Annotated in this window: 19 protein-coding genes and 1 pseudogene; 17 read left to right on the top strand and 3 right to left on the bottom strand. The window is 45.6% G+C overall.

The window, feature by feature from the left end; translation table 11 throughout:
• The first annotated feature begins 102 nt into the window (after positions 1 to 102).
• The 6 genes and pseudogenes from M1K58_RS14485 to M1K58_RS29840 all read left to right on the top strand — a co-directional run.
• Positions 103 to 1,536, top strand: coding sequence for an ABC transporter substrate-binding protein (locus M1K58_RS14485; protein WP_256759563.1), 1,434 nt, complete (start codon positions 103 to 105; stop codon positions 1,534 to 1,536).
• A gap of 59 nt (positions 1,537 to 1,595) precedes the next feature.
• Positions 1,596 to 2,480, top strand: a complete 885-nt coding sequence (locus tag M1K58_RS14480; protein ID WP_256759562.1) for a carbohydrate ABC transporter permease — start codon at positions 1,596 to 1,598, stop codon at positions 2,478 to 2,480.
• A gap of 11 nt (positions 2,481 to 2,491) precedes the next feature.
• Positions 2,492 to 3,358 carry a carbohydrate ABC transporter permease gene (locus tag M1K58_RS14475; RefSeq protein ID WP_256759561.1) on the top strand — a complete coding sequence of 289 codons (867 nt, stop codon included), beginning with the start codon at positions 2,492 to 2,494 and terminating at the stop codon, positions 3,356 to 3,358.
• Positions 3,359 to 3,385: 27 nt separating this feature from the next.
• Positions 3,386 to 6,658: a DUF4091 domain-containing protein gene (locus M1K58_RS14470; RefSeq protein ID WP_256759560.1), complete on the top strand. Its 3,273-nt coding sequence runs from the start codon at positions 3,386 to 3,388 to the stop codon at positions 6,656 to 6,658.
• A gap of 192 nt (positions 6,659 to 6,850) precedes the next feature.
• Entirely contained in the window at positions 6,851 to 8,872 is a 2,022-nt protein-coding gene (locus M1K58_RS14465) for a DUF5107 domain-containing protein (RefSeq protein WP_256759559.1), read from the top strand.
• A gap of 328 nt (positions 8,873 to 9,200) precedes the next feature.
• Positions 9,201 to 9,373 (top strand): annotated as a pseudogene (locus M1K58_RS29840) (IS4 family transposase); the annotation flags it as partial.
• Positions 9,374 to 9,615: 242 nt separating this feature from the next.
• Here the strand turns inward: M1K58_RS29840 and M1K58_RS14455 are convergent.
• Positions 9,616 to 11,214 carry a class I adenylate-forming enzyme family protein gene (locus tag M1K58_RS14455; RefSeq protein ID WP_256759558.1) on the bottom strand — a complete coding sequence of 533 codons (1,599 nt, stop codon included), beginning with the start codon at positions 11,212 to 11,214 and terminating at the stop codon, positions 9,616 to 9,618.
• A gap of 232 nt (positions 11,215 to 11,446) precedes the next feature.
• Between M1K58_RS14455 and M1K58_RS14450 the strand changes: the two genes are divergently transcribed.
• From M1K58_RS14450 to M1K58_RS14405, 10 genes are all read left to right on the top strand, one after another.
• On the top strand, positions 11,447 to 12,991 hold the full coding sequence (locus M1K58_RS14450) for a hypothetical protein (protein ID WP_256759557.1): 1,545 nt from the start codon (positions 11,447 to 11,449) through the stop codon (positions 12,989 to 12,991).
• Positions 12,992 to 13,007: 16 nt separating this feature from the next.
• Positions 13,008 to 14,177 (top strand): dTDP-4-amino-4,6-dideoxygalactose transaminase, encoded by a 1,170-nt coding sequence (gene rffA, locus M1K58_RS14445; protein WP_256759556.1) that lies wholly within the window; start codon positions 13,008 to 13,010, stop codon positions 14,175 to 14,177.
• Positions 14,170 to 14,907 carry a GNAT family N-acetyltransferase gene (locus M1K58_RS14440; RefSeq protein WP_256759555.1) on the top strand — a complete coding sequence of 246 codons (738 nt, stop codon included), beginning with the start codon at positions 14,170 to 14,172 and terminating at the stop codon, positions 14,905 to 14,907. The genes rffA and M1K58_RS14440 overlap by 8 nt, the downstream gene beginning before the upstream one ends.
• A 1-nt stretch (position 14,908) precedes the next feature.
• The gene (locus tag M1K58_RS14435; RefSeq protein ID WP_256759554.1) at positions 14,909 to 15,694 is read left to right on the top strand and encodes a glycosyltransferase family 2 protein; all 786 of its coding nucleotides are present in this window, start codon (positions 14,909 to 14,911) and stop codon (positions 15,692 to 15,694) included.
• A 615-nt stretch (positions 15,695 to 16,309) separates the two neighbouring features.
• Positions 16,310 to 16,966, top strand: a complete 657-nt coding sequence (locus M1K58_RS14430) for a TetR/AcrR family transcriptional regulator (protein WP_256759553.1) — start codon at positions 16,310 to 16,312, stop codon at positions 16,964 to 16,966.
• Positions 16,959 to 18,257 carry an MFS transporter gene (locus M1K58_RS14425; protein WP_256759552.1) on the top strand — a complete coding sequence of 433 codons (1,299 nt, stop codon included), beginning with the start codon at positions 16,959 to 16,961 and terminating at the stop codon, positions 18,255 to 18,257. Before M1K58_RS14430 ends, M1K58_RS14425 begins: the two co-directional genes overlap by 8 nt.
• A complete protein-coding gene (locus M1K58_RS14420; protein ID WP_256759551.1) occupies positions 18,242 to 20,560 on the top strand; it encodes an ABC transporter permease in 2,319 nt (772 codons plus the stop codon). Before M1K58_RS14425 ends, M1K58_RS14420 begins: the two co-directional genes overlap by 16 nt.
• A 9-nt stretch (positions 20,561 to 20,569) precedes the next feature.
• Positions 20,570 to 21,328: an ABC transporter ATP-binding protein gene (locus tag M1K58_RS14415; RefSeq protein ID WP_256759674.1), complete on the top strand. Its 759-nt coding sequence runs from the start codon at positions 20,570 to 20,572 to the stop codon at positions 21,326 to 21,328.
• 48 nt (positions 21,329 to 21,376) lie between these two features.
• Positions 21,377 to 21,958 (top strand): GNAT family N-acetyltransferase, encoded by a 582-nt coding sequence (locus tag M1K58_RS14410; RefSeq protein WP_256759550.1) that lies wholly within the window; start codon positions 21,377 to 21,379, stop codon positions 21,956 to 21,958.
• Between the two features lie 228 nt (positions 21,959 to 22,186).
• Entirely contained in the window at positions 22,187 to 22,972 is a 786-nt protein-coding gene (locus M1K58_RS14405; RefSeq protein WP_256759549.1) for a helix-turn-helix domain-containing protein, read from the top strand.
• Between the two features lie 372 nt (positions 22,973 to 23,344).
• On the opposite strand, the gene M1K58_RS14400 is transcribed toward M1K58_RS14405, so the two are convergent.
• Together M1K58_RS14400 and M1K58_RS14395 are read right to left on the bottom strand one after the other, a co-directional pair.
• Positions 23,345 to 23,524, bottom strand: a complete 180-nt coding sequence (locus tag M1K58_RS14400; RefSeq protein ID WP_256759548.1) for a hypothetical protein — start codon at positions 23,522 to 23,524, stop codon at positions 23,345 to 23,347.
• A gap of 26 nt (positions 23,525 to 23,550) precedes the next feature.
• Entirely contained in the window at positions 23,551 to 24,516 is a 966-nt protein-coding gene (locus tag M1K58_RS14395; RefSeq protein ID WP_256759547.1) for an SDR family NAD(P)-dependent oxidoreductase, read from the bottom strand.
• Positions 24,517 to 24,684: 168 nt separating this feature from the next.
• On the opposite strand from M1K58_RS14395, the gene M1K58_RS14390 reads away from it, so the two are divergent.
• Positions 24,685 to 25,239: a TetR/AcrR family transcriptional regulator gene (locus M1K58_RS14390; RefSeq protein WP_256759546.1), complete on the top strand. Its 555-nt coding sequence runs from the start codon at positions 24,685 to 24,687 to the stop codon at positions 25,237 to 25,239.
• Positions 25,240 to 25,255 lie beyond the last annotated feature (16 nt).

Below are 25,255 nucleotides of genomic sequence, written 5' to 3'. Positions count from 1 at the left end.
CATTCCGAGACCATGGGCATGAAAGTGTTAAGCGGTGGGATGTCTTCCGCATCGTGTCTGGTGAATTTACATGAAAACTAACAAAAGGGGAGAGCAACAAGAATGAAAACAAAATTAGCGAAATCACTATGTTTATCAGCAGTTGTCGGTTTGACCTTAATGACGGTAACCGGCTGCGGGGGAAGCAAGTCCGAGCCGAATTCGTCCGGGCAGTCGGGCAATACGGCGGAACAGGCTGGGCAGACGGAGCAGGGCGCGAAAATAAAAATCAAATTATGGGAAAAGCCTCAGCCGGATGCGCCCAAGGGCAAAGTCGAAGCCTACAATGCGGTGATGGCAAAGGTAAAACAGAAATTTCCAAACATCGAAATCCAGGATGAGACGCTGAAGCCGGGCACGGACTACAGACAGGAATATGACAAAGCGCTGATGGCAAATGAAGCGCCGACCGGCTGGCGTGAATTCCCGAATGTGGATATTCCAACCCGGATCAAAAATGGAACGATTGCGGATATCACCGAGTTCTACAATTCTTGGGAACATAAAGACAAGATGATTGACACCTTCAACGAATCGATATCGACAACGGACGGGAAATTTTATGCCGTTCCGGTGTTTAGCGGATTCATTAATACGCTGTATAACGCGAAAACGATCAAAGCCGGCGGCGGAGACCCGGAGAAGCTTCCGGAAACATGGGCGGAATTCGCGGAGTTGGGGCAGAAGATTACCGATGTCGGCGTACCGAGATTCGGATATGAAATCGTAGGCATGGATTGGAATGCTTGGCCATTCACGGCATGGGTATGGTCCGCCGGCGGAGAAATGGTTAGACCGAACGGGGATGGTACCTATAAAATCGCATTTAATGAAGAAGCGGGCGTTGACGCCGCTGTATTCTGGAACGAAATGGTATGGAAGCACAAAATGACGCAAAAGGATACGCTGCAGGACTGGAACAAGCTTCAGGACGATATTATGGCGGGTCGTGCCGGTTTCTCCTGGTTTGACGTTAGCGGCCTGGATCAGACCTCTCTTGATAAGTACGGTCAGAAGCTGGACGACTTCGGCATCATGCCGATGCCCGTGAAAGACAAGTCCATTACTAGGCCTTCTCTTGCGGGAGGCAGAGTCATTACGATTAATCCGAAGGCCAGCAAGGAAGAGCAGAAAGCGGCGTTCGATGTATTAACTTACATCACCTATGATGAAGAGGTTTTGAAGGAACAATGGGAGATTGCGGCGAGAGAGAATATTTCCGACCTGAACGTTCCTGCCAGGAAAGACCTGTACGAGCTCAAGCTAAGCATGTCCACCACCGTACCTGAGAGAATCAAGCAAGAACTGATCGCCGCTGCCGCAGGAGCCAAGTCGGAGCCGTTCTGCCCGAACTGGAACGATCTGAAAAACGCGCTGTCGAAGCCGTTGCAGCAAATTCTGCTCAAGAAGGACATTTCGCGCGACGAGGTCAAGAGTCTATTGGACAAAACCGCGGATGAGCTTTACACCAAATTTCCAGACTCTTTTCGTAAATAGATCGGAGCTACCCCTAGAATCATAGAAATCAAACCTTGAAGATTTGGTGGTTGACGGAAATGAAACTTCTTTCGAGAAAAAAGAGCGGGAATGACCAATTCGCAGCATGGATATTCCTTCTTCCCGCTCTGCTCGCTTTTTTAGTGTTCAAATACTATCCGATTCTGCTCGGCTTTTTTATCTCGTTCTATGAAATCAATATCGTCGAGCTACCCGGCAAATTCGTCGGGTTTAGCAACTATACACGTGCGTTCGCGGACCCAGACTTCTATGCCGCGCTTCGGAACAACGTAGAGTTTTGGGTAATCGGCTTGATCCTGAATTTCTGGCCTCCCATTATTTTGGCGTTGCTCGTCAACGAAGTCAGGAAGGGCAAGACGTTTTTCAGAATGACTTATTTTATTCCTGCCGTAGCGCCTAGCATTGCGATTCTTGTGCTATGGAAATACATTTATTCGCCGGACTATGGATTGGCCAACGCCATTCTTAATTATTTCCATTTGCCGGGTCTGACTTGGCTGAACGACGTGGCGCTGGTGAAATGGGCGATGTACTTGCCGGGTCTTATTATTTCCGGCGGCATGTCCATGGTTATTTACATGGCGTCATTAAACGAGGTTCCGAAGGAAATGTACGAATCGGCGATGATTGACGGAGCCGGCGTTGCCAAACGAATCTGGCATATTACGCTCCCGTTCATAATGCCGATCGTCAAAGTCATGTTTATTATGGATTTGATCAATCGATTTAACGAAGCGGCGGTTCCGCTCGTGTATACGGGAGGCGGTCCGGTCGGGGAGACGACGACGCTGATCCTCTATGCTCTCAAATCCGCCATGAACAATCTTGATTATAGCTACGCCATTACGCTCGCGAATATCGCCTTTGTCATCATCTTTATTATTACGGCGTTACAGATGAAATTGACTTCCCGAGAGAAGTAGGAGGAAAGCACGTGTCAGTCCTGAATGAAGCCGAGATCAAAAAAACGAAAGGCAGAGCACTTCATTGGGGCATCATTGCGCTGTTGCTCATTGGCATACCGTTTCAGCTCTTTCCGTTTTTTTGGATGGTCTCCAATTCCTTTAAGACGAGCCTAGAAATCATCCAGATTCCTCCCACTCTGCTTCCGGAAACCTGGGATTTCTCCGGTATCGTCGATACGTTTACTAAATATCCGCTGTGGGAGAATTTGTGGAACACGATTGTTTTGTGCGGAGGGGTTATCCTGACGCAAATCCCGATCAGCGCTATGGCGGCTTTCTCCTTATCCAAGCTTAAGCCTAAATTCAGTAAGACGCTGCTGCTGTTCTTTCTCGGTACCCTGATGATCAGCAGTCAGGCGCTCATGTTTCCGACTTATATCATGCTATCGGACCTGCCGATCATTCACGTGAATCTGTTGAACAACTACTTGGCGTATATTTTGCCCTCCGCTTCCTGGGGGTACATGATCTTTCTGTTTAAGGGATTTTTCGACGGCTTGCCGAATGAGCTGATGGAAGCGGGGAAAATTGACGGAGCGGGCGCCTTCCGGATGTTCGCGCAGATCATTGTCCCGCTTTCCAAGCCAGTGTTCGCCGTAAATATTTTGCAGACGTTTATGGCGGTGTACAACGACTTCATCATGCCGCTATTTGTATTTCCCAGCGATAGGCTGTGGACGATTATGGTTAGAATCTATACCGCGCAGAACGGTTCGTTCGCGACATGGAACAACATCATGGTGATGCTGACCGTGGCCACCATACCGATTCTATTGCTCTATTTTGCCGTGCAGAAGCAACTAGTGCAGGGCATTTCCATGACAGGCCTGAAATAATCATCTTTATGAAAAGTGGGGATCATCGTGAAGAAGCATTTGATAGTGGCGTTGGCAGTTCTAATGCTATTTTCAAGCGGAGCAATGTCCGTTCATGCGGACAGTCCACCTGCACCTGCGGCAGTATCGTCGTTCTGGGTGCCGACCAATACGGAGAAGGTGCTGCGCAATGCGCCGTTCCCGAATAACCCGATGCAGACTCTGAACATGGAAGCGGCCAAAAACGAGTACGAAAGCGGACAGGTCATCTTGAAGGCCACCGACACGGCTTTGACGGGCGTGAACGCCAGCATCACTAATCTTACCGTGACCGGCGGCGGAACGGCTGTCATTCCTGCAAGCAGCATTCAATTGTATCGAGAGCATTATATCCAGGTGACGACGCCTACGACAGGGGCTTATCCGACAGGCTGGTACCCGGATGCCCTCATTCCGCTGAAGCCGAACAGCGTCTTCGACGTGCCGCTCGGGCAGAACCAAGGTGTCTGGCTTACGGTCAAGGTGCCGAAGGGACAGCAGCCGGGCGATTATCAAGGGCAGCTTACCCTTCAGGCCAACGAGACCTCATTCCAGGTGCCGATCACCTTTCGCGTCTGGGATTTCGAGTTAGGCGACACCCCCCATACGCAGACCGCGTTTGCCATTACGAGCAAACAATTGGCCGATTACCACGGCGTAACGCCCAATATGCCCGAGTATTGGACTTTAATGGAAAATTATTACTGGGCTCAACTGGAATATAGAGTCGCTTCCGGAGACTTGCCGATTCCGACGGACGACGTCGACGAATATATTCTGAAGGCGGAGCCGTTCCTGACGGATCCGCGGGTGAATAGCTTCCGAATTCCTTATTACGAGGGCAATCCGACCAAGACGAAAGACCTTGTCGACAAGCTCCGAAACAAAGGCTGGCTAAGCAAAGGCTACTTCTATGTATGGAGCACGGATGAGCCGGAAGACGACGACGACTATTCGCTCGTGCAGCAAATCTCGAACGAGCTAAAGACGATCGCGCCGGACGCCAAATTTCTTGTGACCAAAGAGCCGGTTCCCGAACTGACGGGCTACGTAAACACGTGGGCGCCGCTCCTGCACAACTACGACCGTAACGCGGCTCAGGCTCGCCTGGCGGCCGGCGATCACTTATGGTGGTATACTTGCGTCGTACCGCAGCATCCTTATCCGTCCTATCATATCGATGACGACCTGTTGGGTGCGCGACTGCTATCATGGATGCAGCGAGAGAACAAGATAGAGGGCAATCTATTCTGGTCTACCACGTTCTTCCTGAAATATGACGGGAATCAAGACGTCGAGCGCGACGTATGGAACGATCCGATGGCCTTCCCGGGAGCGAATGGCGATGGTTTCTTATTGTATCCGGGCAGGGATCACGGAATCAACGGACCGATACCGTCCATTCGGCTTGACGCGATTCGCGAAGGTTTGGAGGATTATGAATATTTGTGGTTGCTGGAAGATCGCATGAAGGCTGCGGCCCAGCAGCTCGGCATCGCTTCGTTCGACGTCGACGCGGAGATGAAGTCATATTACGACCGGCTGTATAAGTCGGTTAGCCGTTATGACGAGGAGCCTGAACGATTGCTGCAAGCGCGCCGGGAGATTGCCGAACGAATTGTCGCCTTGCAACAAAGTCCGCTCGCTCTCGTCACTTCGGAGACGGTCGAGGACTTGAAGCAGCAGGTGACCATCTATGTCGGGATGGGCACGTCGGTCGCCTTGGAGGGCCAGACGCTGTCTCCGACGGAGCAGCACGGGCAGTATGCCGTCTACACGAAGACGGTAGATGTGCAGCCCGGAATTAACGAGCTGCAATTGACGGTTTCCGGCAACGGTGTCTCGAGAGAGCAAACCATCGTTCTGTTCGGTCAAGATCCGACGCCTCCTGTGTATAAAACACCGCTCAATTACGCGGAGACGAGCCAGGATCTGTCCCATTGGCAAGGAAACAGCGTCAACTTGAGTTTGTCGACCGAGCACGTTACGCAAGGCAATCATTCGTTGAAGGCGGATTATACGACAAACGTAGAATTCCCAAATGTGAGATTGTTCGGGGCGGGAACCGCATTCCCGTCTGCGGATTGGTCGAAGTATATTTCCGTGAACTTCGACGTCTACAATCCGAACAATACGCAGGTCATGGTAGCCGCGAAGTTTTTCGACGAGAACAACACGGCGAATGATACGCATCCGATCGTCATCGGCCCCAATTCGTCCAAGTCGGTCAGCATTTCGCTGAATGAGCTGGGCAATCTCGATTTGACCCGGATGAAGGGAATCGAGCTTTGGATGAAGCCGGATAGCCCGACTACCGTCTACTTTGATAACTTTCATTTTCTCGGTTATGAACAGCTTCCGGTAATTCCGCTTAATTATGCGGAAACAAACGAGGACCTGGCTCGTTGGCAAGGGAACAACGTCAACTTGAGCTTGTCGACCGAGCATGTGACGCAAGGTAGTCATTCGTTGAAAGCGGATTATACGACAAACGTAGAATTTCCGAGTGTGAGACTATTTGGCGCGGGAACCGCATTCCCATCGGCGGATTGGTCGAAGTATATTACCGTGAACTTTGACGTCTACAATCCGAACAATACGCAGGTGATGGTGGCCGCGAAGTTTTTCGACGAGGACAACACACCTAACGATACGCATCCAATTGTAATTGGTCCGAATTCATCGCAATCGGTCAGCATTCCGCTTAATGAGCTGGGCAATCTTGATCTTTCCCGGATGAAAGGAATCGAGCTATGGATGCACCCGAATACCCCGACTACCGTCTACTTTGATAATTTTCATTTTCTCGGTTACGAGCCTCTTACGGTAACTCCGCTCAATTACGCGGAAACGAGCCAGGATCTGGACCGTTGGCAAGGGAACAATGTCAATTTGAGTTTATCGAGTCAGCATGTGACGCAGGGCAATTATTCAATGAAGGCGGATTATACGACAAACGTAGAATTTCCGAGCGTGAGATTATTCGGGGCGGGAACCGCATTCCCGTCGGCGGACTGGTCGAAATATCTTTCCGTGAATTTTGACGTCTATAATCCGAACAATACACAGGTCATGGTGGCCGCGAAGTTTTTCGACGAGAATAACACGCCGAACGATACGCATCCTATCGTCATTGGGCCGAATTCATCGCAATCCGTAAGCATTCCGCTGAATGAGCTGAGCAATCTCGATCTGACTCATATGAAGGGAATCGAGCTGTGGATGAAGCCGAATAACCCGACTACCGTCTACTTTGATAATTTCCGTTTTCTAGGGCATTAACCGCTTCCAACTGCGGCAGTACCGACATTAGCGGCAACGACGCAAGAAAAGTTTGTACAATCAACCGACGGATTTAAGTGTAGCTATTATTCCTGAAGGGGTGATGGAATTATGCCCCTTCTTTAGTATGTTCCCGTATCACCGACCTCGGGGATATGAAAAGCGGAATCGAATATATAGGAGGAGAAGATCATGGCCGTTTATCAATCTGAATTGTTAATTGAAGGAGCAGAGCTGAATGGGGAAAACCCGCTCCCGATCTTTAGAAGCAGAACGAAAGACCAGATCGTCAAAGAAAATGGAACCCTTTCGTCTGAACAGAAAATAAAGCTGGGCTACGAGACCGGCGTGAGAGTTTTGCCATATCGTATTCAGGATAGGTATACAAGAGAAAAGAAAATGATGACGCTTAAGACGATTATCCTTGAGAACAACATCCTGCAAGCAGTATTTCTTCCTGACTATGGCGGCAGATTGTATTCGTTGGTCGATAAGCGGACGAATCGGGAGCTGCTGTTCCGCAACCCCGTCATGCAGCCGGCGAATCTGGCCATCCGGAATGCATGGTTCTCGGGCGGAATCGAGTGGAATATCGGGCATTTTGGGCATACGTTCACGACGTGCTCTCCTCTTCATGCAGCGAAGCTGACGGACGATGAGGGGAACGAGTTTCTTCGGATTTATGAATATGAGCGCTGCAAAAACGTATTTTGGCAAATTGACTTCCATCTTCCGCCCGATTCGGAGAACCTGTGCATCTACGTTCGGGTCAATAACGACAATGCCGCTTCTGTTCCCATGTATTGGTGGACGAATGCAGCTGTTGCTGAGACGAAACAGGTGCGCGTATTCTCCTCCACCGATGAGGTAATCTTCTTAGATAGTCGTGTTAGAGAATTAGGCGCGGCTAAGCTTCCGCATTTGCCAATGATGCCGGATGTTGATCTCTCTTATCCCAATCGATTCCCATTCTCCTGCGATTATTTCTTCCAGAACCCGGAGGAAGTCAAAGCGCCTTGGGAAGCCGTCGCGTACGAGGATGGCCGATTGGTATACAATCGTTCGACTGCTAGACTTCGTTACAATAAAATGTTCTGCTGGGGAAGCCATGCCGGAGGTCGGCGCTGGTGCGATTTCTTAGCGAAGCCGGGCGAGGGCGATTATATCGAAATTCAAGCCGGATTTTCTCCAACGCAGTTGCATGGTCTGGATCAACCTGCCACGACGGCTTGGGATTTCACCCAGTTGTATGGAGTTGCTAACGTGGATGCGAATCAAGCTCATGAAGAAAACTGGAAAACAGCTCGGAAATACATCGATGACGAGATCGAACAGCTGCTTCCGGAAGATGAGGTTTATCGTATCCACGACAAGCTGCAGAGCTACGCCGACCGGGAACCGAAGGAGCTGCTCCATACGGGATCGGGCTGGGGCGCTCTTGAGCGTCTTCGCAGGGAGAAGAAGGAGGGGCGCTCGACGCCGGCAGGACTTCGATTTGAGGTTGCAAGTCTATCCGCCGCTCAGCATGTATGGCTGGAGCTTCTAGAGACAGGGCGATTGCCGGACAGTTCGATTGACGATATTCCAGCTTCGTGGATGGTGCAGGACGAGTGGCGCGACATGCTGCAGGACAGTCTGTCGGAACGGAACAATGAGTCGTGGGCGGCGTATATGCATCTTGGCGTAATGTTGTATGAACAAGGGGCCGAGGAGGAAGCGATCGAAGCGTGGGAGCGCTCCCTGCAGCTTCGTCCGTCTGCCTGGGTATACCGCAATCTGGCAGAGACGGCTTTGCGCAAGGAGGACACAGATGCAGCGCTCTCCTATATGAAACAAATCATCGACATTTCGAATGGTTTCCCGGACGTGGCGTTTGCGGAGGAATACATAAGTCTGCTTATCCAGTCCGGCCAGCGATCCGAAGCCTGGAGTGTCTACAAGGCAATGCCGGATTCGACCCAAGCAAACCAGCGCTTGCAAATTATCGTCGCTCCAACGGCGTTGGAGAAGGACGAGTTTGAATTCCTCGAGCGATTGTTTGCTACAGAAGTGGCTACGCTTCGCGAGGGCGATAAGTCGATCGTTGAGCTCTGGTATCAGTATCATGCCCGCAAAATGGCCTTGAAGGACAATCTGGAGATAACGGATGAGCTTGTTGCCCGAGCTTCTGCCCTGTTCCCGCTGCCGCCTCATATCGATTTTAGAATGAATTAAGCCTCCGCCCGAAAGCCGCATCACCCGCAAAATGATCACCTACGAGAACAACTTAGACATCTTCGTTAGTATTATTTGCAAGGGAGATATCGCTTCATACCGTTATTCATCACAAAGCAGGCACCCAAGCGGGTGCCTTTTGATTTCGCCCTATTGTTTGTATATTATGGTTGAAAGGAAGGCAGGGCGGAAAATAGCTACTCAGACGGTAGTGAATACCGTCTGTTTTTATTTGAAAACTTGTGGACTACTAGGGTTGAAAGGACGGTCTTTGGTAAATAAAGCTGCATCAGGATAAAGATCTATCCTTGTAAAAATAGAAACACCCGTTTATCGATTCTTAAACCACACGAAAAATTCGCGTGGTGGCAATTCCTTTTATCGCTGAGCGCTGCGACGGTTCAGAAAGTGGAGAAATTGACTTCCGATAACTGCGTGACCGCATTCATCTTTGACGATTCGATGTTTGATCGTAACCAAAGTAAAGCGGTGGAGTTACTCGAACCTTTGCACTAACGAGAAACGATAGTTGAATCACTTACAATCAGGCCGCCGATTACTTCGACGGCCTTCTGAGTATGTTATGAAGGCCTATTAACATAGCTCTTGGAACGAGTAAATTATGCGCCACGGCAGGATTCTTTCGCATTTTTCGCCGATAGACCCGTTAAGCTGAACCTTATCACAAATAGAGCGAAATTTTTGCCGTAGCCCCCTAGCTGAAACTGGGTGATAGCTAGGACTTATATATTTACTTCTTTTATATTATAAAGATCTTTATATATATTCCTCAATTCATGCTTTTGAATCTTTCCACTTGCTGTCATTGGGAATTCGTTCATAAAGACAACTTTCTTAGGCACTTTAAAACCGGCTAATCGTTCTTTACAATAATCAATCAGCTCATTTTCCTGAACGGATTCTCCTTCTTTTATTCTAGCGAATACAGTAACGGCTTCGCTCCAACGTTCATGAGGCAAACCAACAGCTGCACATTCGGCTACTTTCGCATGGCTTCTAACAACTAATTCGACTTCAACCGAAGCTACATTTTCACCTCCGGTTTTAATCATGTCTTTCTTGCGATCAACAAACCATACTACATTCTCTTCATCAATAAAACCATTATCACCAGAATGGAACCATCCATACTTGAATGCGTTTTCAGTTGCTTCAGGATTTTTGAAATAACGTGTCATCGATTGAGGACCGCGGTATACTAACTCTCCAAGCTCTCCAGGAGACAATATATTACCATGATCATCCATTGCTTTGGCGGTTTGGGCTACGACAGGCTCCCCCCACGCACTGCTTTTTGAAATTGCATGTTCGGGACGTTGAGCTGTATTCGGCGGTGTAAATTCTGTTTGCCCTGATATCAATATAATAGTAGCATCATTAAATATATTTTTAACCTGTTGATGTCTTGCGAGCGGTAAAGTCGCAATAGCGCATACACAAAGTCTCATGGAAGAAAAATCTCTTCCCGAAAGACTGGGTTGGTCTGAAATTTCAAGCCACATCGGGGCAGAAAGCATCGTCCAAGTCGTCCTGTATTCTTCCATCGCATTCAAGATATTCGATGCATTATATCGTCTTATTAGCACATTTGTCCCGCCTACCAAAATGTTCGGCAGAAGGATACAGCTTAATCCCCCTACATGGAATAAGGGCAACATAACAATGGAGGAATCATTATGATCCAATTTATATTGCAAAGCTGTGCTCATTGCAGAAAAATAAATGGCAAGATGGCTTGTCTCTACTCCCTTTGGAGTTGAAGTGGTTCCAGAGGTATACATTAATTGGAAAGTATCTCGATCCTCAATAATAACTTCAATTTCCGAAGCGTCCCCGGACTCCAGTTGTGAAAAAGGGAAAATGTTCTTTCCCCTTAACATAGACTCTACATCGACTTCTGTCATGAAGAGATCTTGTAAGGTAGGAACTTCATCGATTAAATTCTCCACCTTATCCTTCGAGCTTTGTGTGAAAACGAGAACTTTGGTTTCAGATTGGTTTAACTGATAAGCAAGGTCGACACACGCCAGCTTTACATTCAGAGGCATGACGACTAAACCGGACTTCGCACATGCAAAATAAGTGATGACGAATTCATTCGTATTTTCACACAGGGTTGCTACAACATCGCCCTTTTGGTAACCCCTTTGAAGAATGGTACGAGCAACCTGATTTACTTTTTCATTAAATTCCTTATATGTTAATGCAACATCCCCATCAACTAAAGCAATTTTATTGGGAAAACGTTGGGTAGTTCTTATGAGCATATCGCCAATGCAGACTCTTTGAATCAGGTTTCTTTCCAAATGACTATTTTCCATCAAAACAATCTCCATCCTCGGCATTTTAAGACCAATTAATCCACTAAATTACAATTTGTCATATGACAACATTCATGACACCGAGCACTATCCATTAAGGAAGAGCTATTATATAATAACTAATAATTACTTTATATTACAACAATAATAGATTTCAATTTTATAAAAATATAGCTTCGATATGAGATGGATATTGAGAAGGAATGCTATTTAACAGGGTGGAAGTGTAGATATGAAAAAGATTCCGGATTGGACATACATATGCGGGTTGTCATTTATCTTAATAGGCATCACTTTTATTATACAGGCAAATATTGGAATTAACATGTCGGATGAAGGCTATCTCTGGTACGGAGCCATTCAAACATCTATTGGAGAAATTCCATTAATGGATTTTCAGTCTTATGATCCTGGCAGATATTATTGGGTAGCCTTCTGGTTTAAGATATTCGGCAACACCAATATACTTACACTTAGACTTGCCGTACTTTTATTTCTACTGATAGGACTGACGTGTGCTCTGCTTTCAGTAAGACGTGTGACTAAATCATGGGGCTCCTTATTGATCATAGGTACTATCTTGATGTTATGGGTATACCCTAGGCACAAGATGTTCGATATCAGCATCAGCATGATTGCAATATATATGGTTATTCTCCTGTTGGAGAAACCAAAACCTGTTCGATATATACTTAGTGGAATCTTTATTGGTCTTGCCGCTTTCTTTGGTAGTAATCATGGGCTGTATTTACTTATCTCATTTGCTATTACCTCTTTATACATCTTCTTCAAAATAGACAGAGCGAACTTCATGAAGAAAATTGGCTGTATAGGAATCGGCATCTTCATCGGGTATTCTCCGAGGCTTCTTATGTTTATTTTTATCCCTGGATCTTTCAAGAACTTTATTGATACAATCATCTGGCTGTTCCGATTAGGGAATACCAATCTTCCTCTTCCTCTTCCTTGGCCTTGGAGAGTAGACTTTACCAACCTTCCTGTTATGGACATCGTCAGCGGACTCATTGTGGGCTGTTTGTTTCTTCTAGTACTTCTATTCCCTGCTGGATGGGCGATACGTAGCATAATTTTTAAGAAAACAAACTTATATCTTGTCGCCTCAGTATCTGTAGGCATCCCCTATATACATGTTGCTTTCTCGCGTGCAGATTTGGGACATTTAGCTCAAGGGATTTTCCCGCTACTGCTGGGATCCTGTTTTTGGGCTCTAGAATATTTAAAACGAAGCAAGGTTAAATCCATCGTTTTTTTGACCACCATGTTAATCGTCTCATTTTTGTCTGTAGGCAGGGTTCAACCCTTGAATCAACAAATACAGGCGCCTCCGGATAATCCGTTTGTGAAGTTGGATCTAGCCGGTAATGAGATAAGTGTAGATGCATTTACCGCTAACTTTATTCGAACTGTACAGGACATCAAGAATCTATACCTCAAATCGGGGGAAAATCTTTTTATTGCTCCCCATACGCCTACGTTGTACCCCCTCTTGAATTTGAAGGCACCCTTGTGGGATATTTATTTGCTGTTCCCTGAGACTGAAGATAGGCAACGCGAACAGATTCAAGAATTAAAGCAGAACAACGTAAGTTTGGTTATTCTCGGAGATATTGCCTTGGATGGAAGGGATGATCTGCGATTTCGCAATACGCACCCGATTCTGTGGGAGTATCTGAATATCAATTACGAGGCAATTACTGTAGAAGCGATGCCGACGAATTATACCGTATTGCGTCATGTAGATACGACAACGAGATGAACGGAGCTACAGTGAAATGATTCCTTTTAATAAGCCGCTAATTACAGGAAAAGAAGAACTCTATATTCGCAAAGTGATGGAAACCGGGAAAATGGCGGGTGATGGCCCTCTGACCCAACAATGCAGTAGTTGGTTTGAAGATACGTTAGCTTGTGACAGAGCGCTTTTAACTCCATCTTGCACACATGCGCTCGAGTTGGCTGCCATCTTGCTCGATATTGCCGAAGGGGATGAGATTATTATTCCCTCCTTTACGTTTGTCTCCACGGCGAATGCCTTTATCCTTCGTGGCGCTAAACTCGTATTCGTAGATATTCGACTAGATACGATGAATATAAATGAGATGCTAATAGAAAGAGCAATTACGGATAAAACGAAGGCGATTGTTGCCGTACACTATGCGGGTGTCTCCTGTGAGATGGACAAAATTATGAGGCTTGCTCATCGATATAATTTGGTTGTTATTGAAGATGCGGCGCATGCATTAATGAGCAAGTATCAGGGCAAGTATTTGGGTACGATCGGTCATTTAGGGTGTTTCAGTTTTCATGAATCGAAAAATTATCATTGTGGCGAAGGCGGAGCATTGATTATCAATGACAAAAGATTTATTGAAAGAGCAGAGATCATTAGGGAAAAAGGAACCAATCGTACAAAGTATTTGCAAGGGGCAATCCATAGATATACTTGGATCGACATCGGATCTTCTTATTTATTAAGCGAATTGAATGCTGCATACTTATATCCTCAATTGTTATTGGCCGAACCTATTAACGCAGATAGATTAAGAAGTTGGCAAACCTACTATGTTGCATTAGAAGAATTAATGCTTGACGACAAGCTGATGCTGCCAGTCATCCCCAAGGACGTCAATCATAACGGACATATCTTTTATATTAAAGTCAAAAATCAAACCGTCCGAACCGGATTAATGTCTTACTTAGAACAAAATGGGGTAACGACTACTGTGCACTACGCTCCCTTGCATAGTTCCGACATGGGGAAAAGGTACGGACTCTTTCATGAAGCGGATATCCATACAACAAGCGAAAGTGAAAAAATTATGAGACTTCCTATGTATTTCGGTTTGCAACAAGAAGATATTCATTATACGGCAAGTTTGATTAAACGATATTTTGCAGATGAAGAAGAAGCAAAAAAGGTTAAGGAGTCATACAATGAATAAGAGAGATGCATATTGGGAAAAGCGGAATTTTGATAAAAAAGTGCTGGAAATCGAAATAGACGCAAATGATTCAGCGGATTGTTTGGTTGCTCTTGAAGATGATTATACAACCTATGACTATATCGTAGCTAAAGTACCTAAGCTTAGAATAGATCTCGTACATGGTCTTGAGGAAGCTGGCTTTAGATTTATGGAGATGCAAATGGAAATGACTGTGAATCTAACGAACCTCACAGAACAATCCCGATTCACAAAAGCAAATTCGGAGCGCATTCAATTCCAAACAATAGATAGCATGGAACGGTTGGAAGATATGCTGTCCAATATTGATGAGAATCTTTTTGTTACCGATAGAGTGTCGCTTGATCCTGTATTAGGGAGTAGCTTAGCGCACAAACGTTATATGAATTGGATCAGGGATGGGTTTCTTAGCGGGAATGCTATAATCGTAGAGGCGACATTAAAGTCAAATAAGATCGGTTTCTATTTTTTTCTTAAAGGAAAAGATAAAACCATCCATGCGATACTAGCCAGCCTTTATAAAAATTATAGAAGAATGGCTATTGGAGTACGCTACATGAAGGAGGTCCTCACTTGGACGGCAGAGGCAGGATTTACCAAAATGAATTTATTGGTCTCATCTAACAACTTCGAAGCATTAAGAGCGTATTCATTTGTCGGTTTCGAGATGAAGGAGATCTACTACATATTAAGAAGAGTGACACGATGACATGTGGAAAGAGAATAAAAAAGTGGAGCATATTGAATTATCTATAGTGATTCCCGTGTATAACTCACAGGACAGCATTGGGATTGTGGTAACATCACTACTACACTTATACAATGATTTATTTTCATTAGAGATCATTCTAATCAACGATGGCAGCAAGGATGATAGTCGTCAAGTATGCGAGAACCTGAGGGACCAGTATACGAATGTTATTGTTATTCATAACGAGACGAATAGCGGCCAACAGCTTGCATTAATGACAGGGCTTAGACATTGCAGGGGTGAGCTTGTTGTTCTAATGGATGATGATATGCAAAATCCGCCCAGTGAGGTTATAAAGCTAATTAATAAGATTAACGAGGGTTACGATGTTGTCATGGGTCAAAGGATAATCTATAACCAATCTTGGATTAGACAGCTTGCATCTCGCTTGAATCATTTTCTTGTGTTCATGAGCACGAACCAGAGGGTTTCGTTTAGTAACTTCGTAATCATGAGAAGAGCTATCGTGACGATGATTATTCAGGATCAATCACCAAAACCTGTTATTCAGGGGATCCTGCTGAAAAGTAAAGCTAATATGGCAAACACCTTAACAGAGCATCACCAGAGGAAGAACGGAAAATCCAACTATAATCTAGTTAAACTATTGAATCACTGGCTAGAGGCAGTACCTTATTACATGTCCCCGACGGTGAAATACTCACTATTGCTGGTGAGTATTATCGTGATAATGGGGCTAGCTGTTGGTGTATATTTTATTGTAAAGTATTTTCTAAGTCATTAAATTCGCTCTATTTGTGATACGGGGAACCCTACCATAAGTGACGGCGAAAAAAAGTGGAAAACAAGAGATACGAGATGAACGATAAGGCCTATGAGCAAATAGGAGGTGCGGATTGCAAATGATTAAACAAACAACATCATGGCAAAAAAGAAAAAAACCGGAATAAGGTTTTTTAATGGCGATACCCCTCAGTGATAATACATACGGAATTGCTCAAAAGCCTGAACTCGTATCATAGAGACCTCCGTTCCCATGTGCCTCATGGGAACGGAGGTCTCTTCTATCATATGGCCGGTGAGGGGGGAGCTACGAGAGTGGCTCCCCTACTTTATCTTTGTGACGGATTGTATATGAAGTGCGACAGTTCATCCCGGGATGGAAGGTGCCATCTGCAGAAGAAGTAGACTCTTAGCGAGGCCCGACCAAAGCCACAACTCCGGCTATTTACTAGAGTTGTGGCTTTGGAATGACTCCCAAACCTTTCCCATGATTTATGCCCTGCCTACTTCCACTCCTTCAAACAATATGCTATCATTAACTTCATAAGTGACAGACAGACAGTCGGTCGGTCGATCTGTTCATGCATAACCTGGCAGATAACAAGGAGATGCAACGATGAGAGTTGTAAAAGAAGCAGAAGAACGCAGAAACGAAATACTTGACGCGGCGGATGAGCTTTTTGGGCAGAAGGGATTTGACGGTACAAGTACGAACGATATTTTGGTCAAGGTGGGAATCGCACGGGGAACGCTATATCATCACTTCAAGTCGAAGGAGGATATTATGGACGCTCTGATTGAGCGGTACAGCATCAATCTTTTAGGTGCAGCGCAGGAAGTTGCCCTGGATAAGAGCGTACCCGTCATCGAGCGCATTCTCCGCGTGGTCATGGCACTGAACATAAGCAGCGAAAACGGGAGCGGAAGCGGCAAGGAAATTATGGAGCATATTCACAGGCCCCAGAACGCGCTGATGCATCAGAAGATACAAAAGGTCATTATAAGCGGCGTTCCGCCGATCCTGACACCAATCATCCGCGAGGGTATTGAGCAGGGAAAGTTCAACACGCCGTATCCGTATGAATGTATGGAGATGGTTATCGTATATGCGAATGCCATCTTTGATGATGATAGGGTTGATTTGACGAACGAGGAGCGTACTTCACGTATGCTGTCGTTTATTTTTAACGTAGAAAGGCTGCTTGGTGCCGAAAGCGGAAGTCTGATGAACGTTATGCAGATATTGGGTAAGGGTAGAGACGGCAATGAATAATCCGGGAGGAGCTTTCGGCAAATTTATTCTGCTGTGGTCGGGACAGCTTGTCTCAACGATTGGAAGCGGGCTTACAGCATTTGGGCTTGGGGTTTATATTTATCAGCAGACAGGGCAGGCATCGGCCATGGCACTGGTCACTCTGCTTGCATTTATGCCATCACTGCTGTTAAGTCCCGTGACGGGAGTGCTTGCGGACCGCTATGACCGGAGAATTCTAATGATACTGGGCGACAGCCTTTCTGCAATAGGACTTGTATTTATTCTGATTTGTCTGCTTAACGGAGAAGCACAGCTGTGGCAGATTTGCGTGGGAGTGACCTTAAGCTCGGTATTCTCATCGCTGCTTGATCCTGCGTATAAAGCTACGGTTACGGATCTGCTTACCGAGGAGCAGTATACGAAGGCAAGCGGTTTTGTTCAGGTGGCAGGCTCAGCCAAATATCTGATTTCCCCGGCACTTGCGGGATATCTGCTGATTGTCTCTGATGTGAAGCTGCTGCTTATTATCGACATCTGCACCTTTTTTGTAACCGTTGCTTCGACGCTTGCGGTACGCAGGGGCCTTGCTTCCAAGAAGTCTGAACAGACCGGGTCGTTCATGCGTGAATTTAAGGAAGGGTGGAGAGCCGTTTCTAGTAACAGAGGTGTGCTTGTACTTGTAATTATGACCTCCGTAATGACCTTTTTTCTTGGTTTCATCGAAACGCTTACTATGCCCATGATCCTTGCTTTTTCGGACAGCGCTGTATTAGGAACGCTTGAGACCATTATCGCTCTGGGGATGCTTGTATCGAGTGTGCTGATTGGAATGGTTCGGATCAAAAGGAGTTTTGTCAAAATCCTTTCACTTTCGCTATTTTGGGAAGGCATATTCATGGCGGTATTTGGACTTCGGGAAAATATTATCCTTCTGGGTATTTCGGGGTTTCTCTTTTTTGCCATGCTGCCATTTGTCAACACAACCTTGGATTATCTTGTCCGCACCAACATTGACAATTCTGTTCAGGGCAGGGCTTGGTCACTGATCGGGTTATTATCACAGCTTGGGTTCATTGTTGCCTATATGCTGTCGGGTGTGCTTGCGGATTATGTGTTCACTCCATTGCTGATTGAAGGCGGAGAACTTGCGGGCAGTGTGGGCAGGATCATCGGTACAGGCAGCGGCCGGGGAACGGGACTTCTGATTATCATCGCCGGAATACTGTTAAGTGCTGCTTCTGTAATTTTGTATAACCTGAAATCTATTAAAAGGCTTGAAGACAGAGGTGACGTATGTACTACCGGATAATCCGCAATGATATGTTAAAAAGCAAACTAATTACGCTGACCACCATGATCTTCGTCGCTGCCGCGGCTATGCTTGTCTCTCTGTCGTCCATACTTGTCGTCAATCTTACGGGTGCAATTGATACACTCATGACGCAGGCAAAAACCCCGCATTTTCTGCAGATGCATTCAGGGGAACTGGATAGGGCACGGTTTACGGCTTTTGCGGACCAGAACAATAAGGTTGACGAGTTTCAAGTGCTTGAGTTTCTCAATGTTGATGGTTCGCGGATTGTCATTAACGGCAACTCGCTTGTGGACAATGTTCAGGACAACGGCTTTAGCACGCAGAGCGGGAAATTTGATTACCTGCTTGACCTTGACGGGAATAGGATCACGGTATCCGACGGGGAGCTCTATGTTCCAATCGGCTATAGGAAGGACGGCACCGCGAAGACCGGGGATACGGCTGTAATCGGCGGAAAGACATTTACCGTTGCTGGATTTCTCCGTGATTCTCAGATGAATTCGCTGCTCGCCTCGTCCAAAAGATTTCTTGTAAGCGAACATGACTACGCCGAAATACAGAGCTCCGGAAGCACCGAATACCTGATTGAGTTCAGACTCAAAGACTTATCCATGCTCGGGGCATTCAAAGATGATTACGCCTCTGCGGAGCTTGAAGGCAATGGCCCCACGCTCACCTACCCCCTGTTCAAAATGCTGAATGCCATGTCCGACGGACTTATGATTGCAGTCATCCTTCTAGTAAGCGTGCTTGTCGTTGCCATCGCATTTATGTGTATACGCTTTACGCTCCTTGCCACCGTCGAGAGTGATTACCGCGAAATCGGTGTTATGAAAGCAATAGGATTACGTGTATCTGATATTAAAAAGATTTATCTTGCGAAGTACGCGGGAATTGCGGCCTTTGGCTGCATGGTTGGATTTGCCCTTTCATTTGTGTTCAAAGGCTTGCTGCTTGAAAATATAAGGTTATACATGGGAGGGAGCGAGAACTCTTCCTTAGCCTTGTTGTTCGGAGTAATCAGCGTAGTGCTAGTGTTCCTAGCCATCATTGGCTATGTGAGCAGCGTGCTGAGACGCTTCCGGAAAATCTCCGCTGCAGAAGCTGTTCGGTTCGGAATTTCACAGGACAAATCCGCGGGAGCAAGGCGTTTTACGCTGAGTGCAAACAGGCTGCTGAACACGAATATTTTTCTCGGCGTCAAGGATGTGCTCGCAAGGACAAGTCTATACGCGACAATGCTTGCTGTGCTTGTGATTGCTTCATTTATTATGATTGTTCCCCAGAACCTGTACAACACGATTTCCGCCAAAAGCTTTATTTCCTATATGGGGATAGGCAATAGCGATATGCGCCTGGACATTCAACAGACGGACCATATCGCTGCAAAAGAAGCGGAAGTTGCAAGGGTCATGGAGAGCGACACCTCCATATCCCGATATGTCGTGCTTACAACGGAAACCTTTACAACAAGGAGGCAGGATGGATCGGAGGAGAGGCTCAAAATCGAGCTCGGCGACCATTCGATTTTCCCGGTGAAGTATTCCCAAGGCAGAGGACCAGCCGCAGACAACGAAATTGCTCTGTCCGTGATGAACGCCGATGAACTGGGTAAGAAGGTTGGCGATGTCATTACGCTGTTGATTGACGGGAAGGCCAGAGATCTCACGGTATGCGGAATGTATTCAGACATTACCAATGGCGGGAAGACCGCCAAGGCTGCTATTACAGAGCGTTCGGAGGATAGGCTGTGGTCCGTTATTTATGCGGAGCTTGCAGATGAAGCTGTTGTTGACGGAAAAGTTAGGGAATATGCGGAAAGATTTCGTTTTGCCAAGGTATCAGACATTGATGAATATGTTACGCAGACCTTCGGCTCGACCATTAGCTCTGTCGGTAAGGCCTCACAGATTGCAATTGTGATGATGCTGGTTATAAGTGTTCTGGTTACGGTGTTGTTCATGCGAATGCTTGTTACAAAGGACCGATATTCGATTGCCGTCATGAAGTCATTAGGTTTTACCAGCTCTGATTTGAGAACACAGTATTTTTCGCGTTCGGTAGTTGTGCTCATTATCGGAATTGTTCTCGGGACGCTTCTGGCTAACACGCTCGGAGAGATATTGTCAGGCGCAATTATTTCTTCGTTTGGCGCATCGTCGTTTACGTTTGTGGTCAATCCGCTATCGGCGTATCTGCTGTGCCCGCTGATGCTGATTGGTTCAGTACTTATCGCAACGATGATCGGCACATCGGGAGCGGGACAAATCACAATATCCGGCAATATTAAGGAGTAGGTCATGAATATGAAGAAGATTATAACCGGTGAGAATATAGAAAAGGTTTACGGCCAGGGTGATGACTGGCGCAAGGTTCTTGACGGAGTGTCCGCCCACATTAACGACGGGGAGTTCGTGTCGGTGATGGGACCATCGGGCTCGGGAAAGTCGACCCTGATGTTCGCGATGAGCGGGATGGACCGTATTGACGGCGGGAAGGTTACTTTTGACGGCAGGGATTTATCAGCACTCCGCGAAAATGAGCTGGCTAACCTGCGCAGAACCCAAATGGGCTTTGTGTTTCAGCAGCCTACGTTGATGAAGAATATGAACATTCTGGATAACATCATTCTTCCGTCCATGCGTGACAACAGAAGGAACGTCAAGGCAATCACGGAACAGGCGAGAACGCTTATGAAAAAGGTGGGCATAGCAGAGCTGGAAAAGCGGGACATTACCCAGGCGTCGGGAGGACAGCTTCAGCGTGCGGGTATCTGCCGCGCCCTTATGAGCAATCCGCAGATTATTTTTGGTGACGAGCCTACCGGTGCGCTTAATCAGGAAGCTGCACAGGACATTATGAATCTATTTTCCGAAATCAACGCGGCTGGTACTGCTATTATGCTTGTAACCCATGACGCCAAGATTGCGGCGAAGACGGAGCGTATTATGTTTATGTGCGACGGAAAAATCGTGAGCGAAATGCGGCTTCCGAAGTATAGTGGTGTAGATATTGAGGATAGGATGGAGAAGGTCATGGCGAAAATGCGGGAGATCGGGATATAAATAGTTGTGTAATATGGGATTGTAATAATTTCAAGGAGGAACCGCATTATGACAAGCAGTAGGACAGCGCAATTAACAGGGATTCAAATCGAGGGTCGTGATATTTTTTTGAGATTTGCTCAGGAGTCCGATCTGGATGATTACTTTACTTTTTTACAAGATCCTGAGAGTAATCGGCTGACGGGCTCACAAAGAGAATTCACCCGTGATGAAATTGCCGCTTGGATTAGGAAAATCAGCGTCATAAACAGCGATCGTGTTGATTTTGTGATCTTATTGAAAAGAACTAACGAACTGCTGGGCGAGGTCGTGTTAAATGAAATCGATTCTATCAACCGAAGCGCGAGTATCCGTATTGCAATTCAAGGGAATCATCATCGAGGTAAAGGTTACGGTACGGAAGCTATGATCCAAATGCTTCGATGCAGCTTTAACGTGTTAAAGCTACATCGAGTTCATTTAGAGGTTTATACTTTTAACCCACGAGCGATCCATGTTTACGAGAAAATCGGTTTTAAACGAGAAGGGTTACAGCGAGATGCTCTATATATGAATGGGGAATTTCATGATATTATCACGATGGCTATTCTCGAAGATGAGTTCCGATCATTACATGAGACGCTAGGCTAACGGGACACGATAGTTCAAAAAGGACAAAGGGCAGCCTTTAAAACGGGCTGCCTTTTGTTAGACAGAAACGACGAAGTTATCGGATGTCATGAATATGTCCTAATTTGACCCGATACTGAGTATTACGCATTTGCAACCATAAGTGGCGCAAACGCAACCTCAAGCATATAGCTTCGAGTCCGTTGTTTTTCTATAATTCAGGTACAAACAGCAAAGGAGAGCAAGCCGATGTCATTTAACGAAAAATTATTGCGACTAAGAAAAGAAAAGGGTTACTCCCAGGAAGCACTGGCCGAAAAACTGTGCACAACTAGACAGGCAATCAGCAAGTGGGAAAACGGACAAGGGTTTCCCGAAACTGAAAAGCTGCTTATGCTCGGCAACCTGTTCGAGGTGTCCATTGATTACTTGCTGAAGGAGACCGAGGAGAAGGACAGTGGGGAAGAGCGTGGGTATTATGTCAGCCAAGAGATGGCGGAAGGGTATTTGAGTCATCAGCAGAAGTCGTCCAACCGCATTGCGACGGGCTTGTGCCTGCTCATTCTGGCCTGCTTGCCGTATTTGATGTTTCGCCAAGACCCGGTTGTTTATTCCTTCCTTATCATTTTGTTGGGGGCGTCGGGTGCCGTTGTCCTCTTGTCCGCCATACTGAAGGACGAGGAGCGCTACCATGTGTTGGAGAAAGATGCCCTTATGCTGGATCAGGGTTATGTAAAGCAATTAACAGAACGTTTTAATCGATTGAAGAGGAGGTATTCAGCCGTGATCATCGCCGGAGCTGGCATGGTTGCGATAGGCGGAATGGCTTTTTTCTTGGAGAAAAAGGGGATCTCCGAAGGCGCATTGGTCCCATATTATCCGGTTTGCGTCGTTTTGATCGCCATGGGCGCATATGCAATCATTCGAGCATCTACAATGTGGTCCTCCTATGATCTGCTGATTTACAACGAGAAACATTTGAATCGGAAGAACACGGGCTTCTGGAATGAAATCAGGAAAAAGCTGGCCGGATAAATGATCATGTTCGGTTTTCATTACTTGGGTTGAAGCTTCGGCAGTCGGCTAGAAGATCGGTTGCCGTTTCTCATCTATACCAGCTAATAGCATGTCAACATTTCCAGTAATATCACGCTAATTCATATGCTATATTGAAAGCAAGCACGCCAAATAACCTTCACTAACCTCTTACGAATTTATTTCAATTGAAGATGAAGCTCTTTGCAAAACGAATATCACCGTAAGGCTCCAAATTAAGGAGTTTGAAAATCAACTAGAAAAGTCCCATGACTTTGTAATGATTTGTGAAGATAACCAAGGTAATCCTGCTGGCTCTAATAAGGTAGGATCCAAATGGGTAAGTTACACGTGGCGTCTTTAATGAGCAGATTATCGCACTTTTCTAAATTTTGATTCGCCAGTTTGATATACTAAGAATTTCGTATAGCTGAATCGGAAGGGGTGGTCTGGCTCAGCTCCTTTATTGATTTCAGTAAGTTTGGGATTGATGGAAAAGATTTTTGCATTGATATTTGTTATGCCAAAGTCAGCTAATCTGCTAGTGTCCATAACGCTATATTTTTCAGCCGTTTCTTTTATTGCGAAGCTTCTAAAATCGTCTCCGTTTTATTTAATTTTGATAACTCTACACTGACTTTCCATAACTGTTTTCTATTCTCATTGTTATACGAGAGTTCGGAGGATTGTATTTCTTTGGTACCTTCAAAATATTTCCCGGTCGTTCGATTATGCTTGCTATCGGTTACTAGAGCAGCCAGAGCTTTTCCGGACTGCCGCACAGTATTCACATTAGGGACAAATAGCGTTAAAGCAGGTAGAACATACTTCCAAACAAATTTCATAAATGGAGTATAGCTTTGAGCAAGTCCCGTACCTGGCATCATTCCTGGATCGAACGCATTTACTGTTATATTTGTTTCTGTTTGTTGATTAATTCGACTAGCTAACTCGTAGGTGAAATATAGATTACATAACTTTGAAGTTGTATAGCGACGTCTGCCAATTAAAAATATAGCTTCGTTTGAGCTCGTGTGGTCAGGATAGGCCAATAGTTTGGGGGCCACAAAGACAGGTGCTGGCATTCCAGTCTTTTTCAATGGATCATGAGTTCCGCTGCTGACGAACACGATTCTGCCTGAATGCGTTATTTGCTCAAGTAACATATTTGCCAAGAGAAAATGTCCAAGATGATTGACTCCAAAGGTGGCCTCAAACCCATCCTTTGTAAAGTGTGTTTTATCGATAAACTGTACACCTGCGTTGCATACAAGTGCATATAAAGGCGGATAATCCTTTTGTGAAAACTCGTGTACAAAACCTCTAATGGATTCCAGAGACGAAAGATCAAGCTCCAAGGAAGTTATGTTTGAATTATCAGTTTCCTGAATTAACGAGTCTACTGCTTTCTTGGCTTTAACTGCATTGCGGCAAGCGATCACCACATGATTATTTTTGTCAAACTCAGCTACTTTTTTAGCGCATTCATATCCTAATCCTGAGTTGCCGCCTGTTATGATAACCGTTTGTTTCCGTGGACTCATTCTGTAAACACTCTCCTTAAGGGTATGGCCTCCATAATCTGAAGGTGAGATCGCTTCAAGTGTTGACACTGTCAACACAGGGCGATTATAAACCCTTTATGTTGACGTTGTCAACATGCTGGTGTAAAATTTGAACATGAATATTTAATCCATGGATACGAGGTTATTATGAACGATACTAAACAAAAGCTGATTCATATCACCAGACAAATGATTGATAAACAAGGCATTGACGGCATCAGTATGCGTGAACTTGGAAAAGAAATGAACTTGTCCCGAAGTGCGATGTACAGACATTTCAAAAATAAGGAGGATTTGCTGGCAGCTATTGTGGCTGAGAATTTTGATATGCTAACCAGCAATATTCACGAAATAACTGAAAACATAAACGATTCGCGAAAACGTATATATGCTATTTTGTATGCTTATTTTGATTTTGGCATCAAAAATCAGGAGCATTACCATTTGATGTTTCGAAAGCAATGGGATAAGGAACTATACCCTGACCTTTATTATTCTGCTTTTGGTATATTTAAGCTTGTAGAAAAGTGTTTAGAAAAGGCAGGAAACCTCCGGAAAACTCCAACTCAATCTACCGCAATTATGTATGCATTTATTCATGGTCTAGTTGATCTGAATTTATCTCAGCATTCTGAAACTGAAAAAGGACTGGATAATCCAGTCTATTTAATCGAGTCTTTTCTGGATCTGATTTTTATTTAGGGGACAAGCAAGAATT

Source organism: Cohnella sp. WQ 127256 (genome assembly GCF_024519285.1).
Classification (GTDB): Bacteria; Bacillota; Bacilli; order Paenibacillales; family Paenibacillaceae; genus Cohnella.
This window is presented reverse-complemented; position numbering and strand designations above follow the sequence as displayed.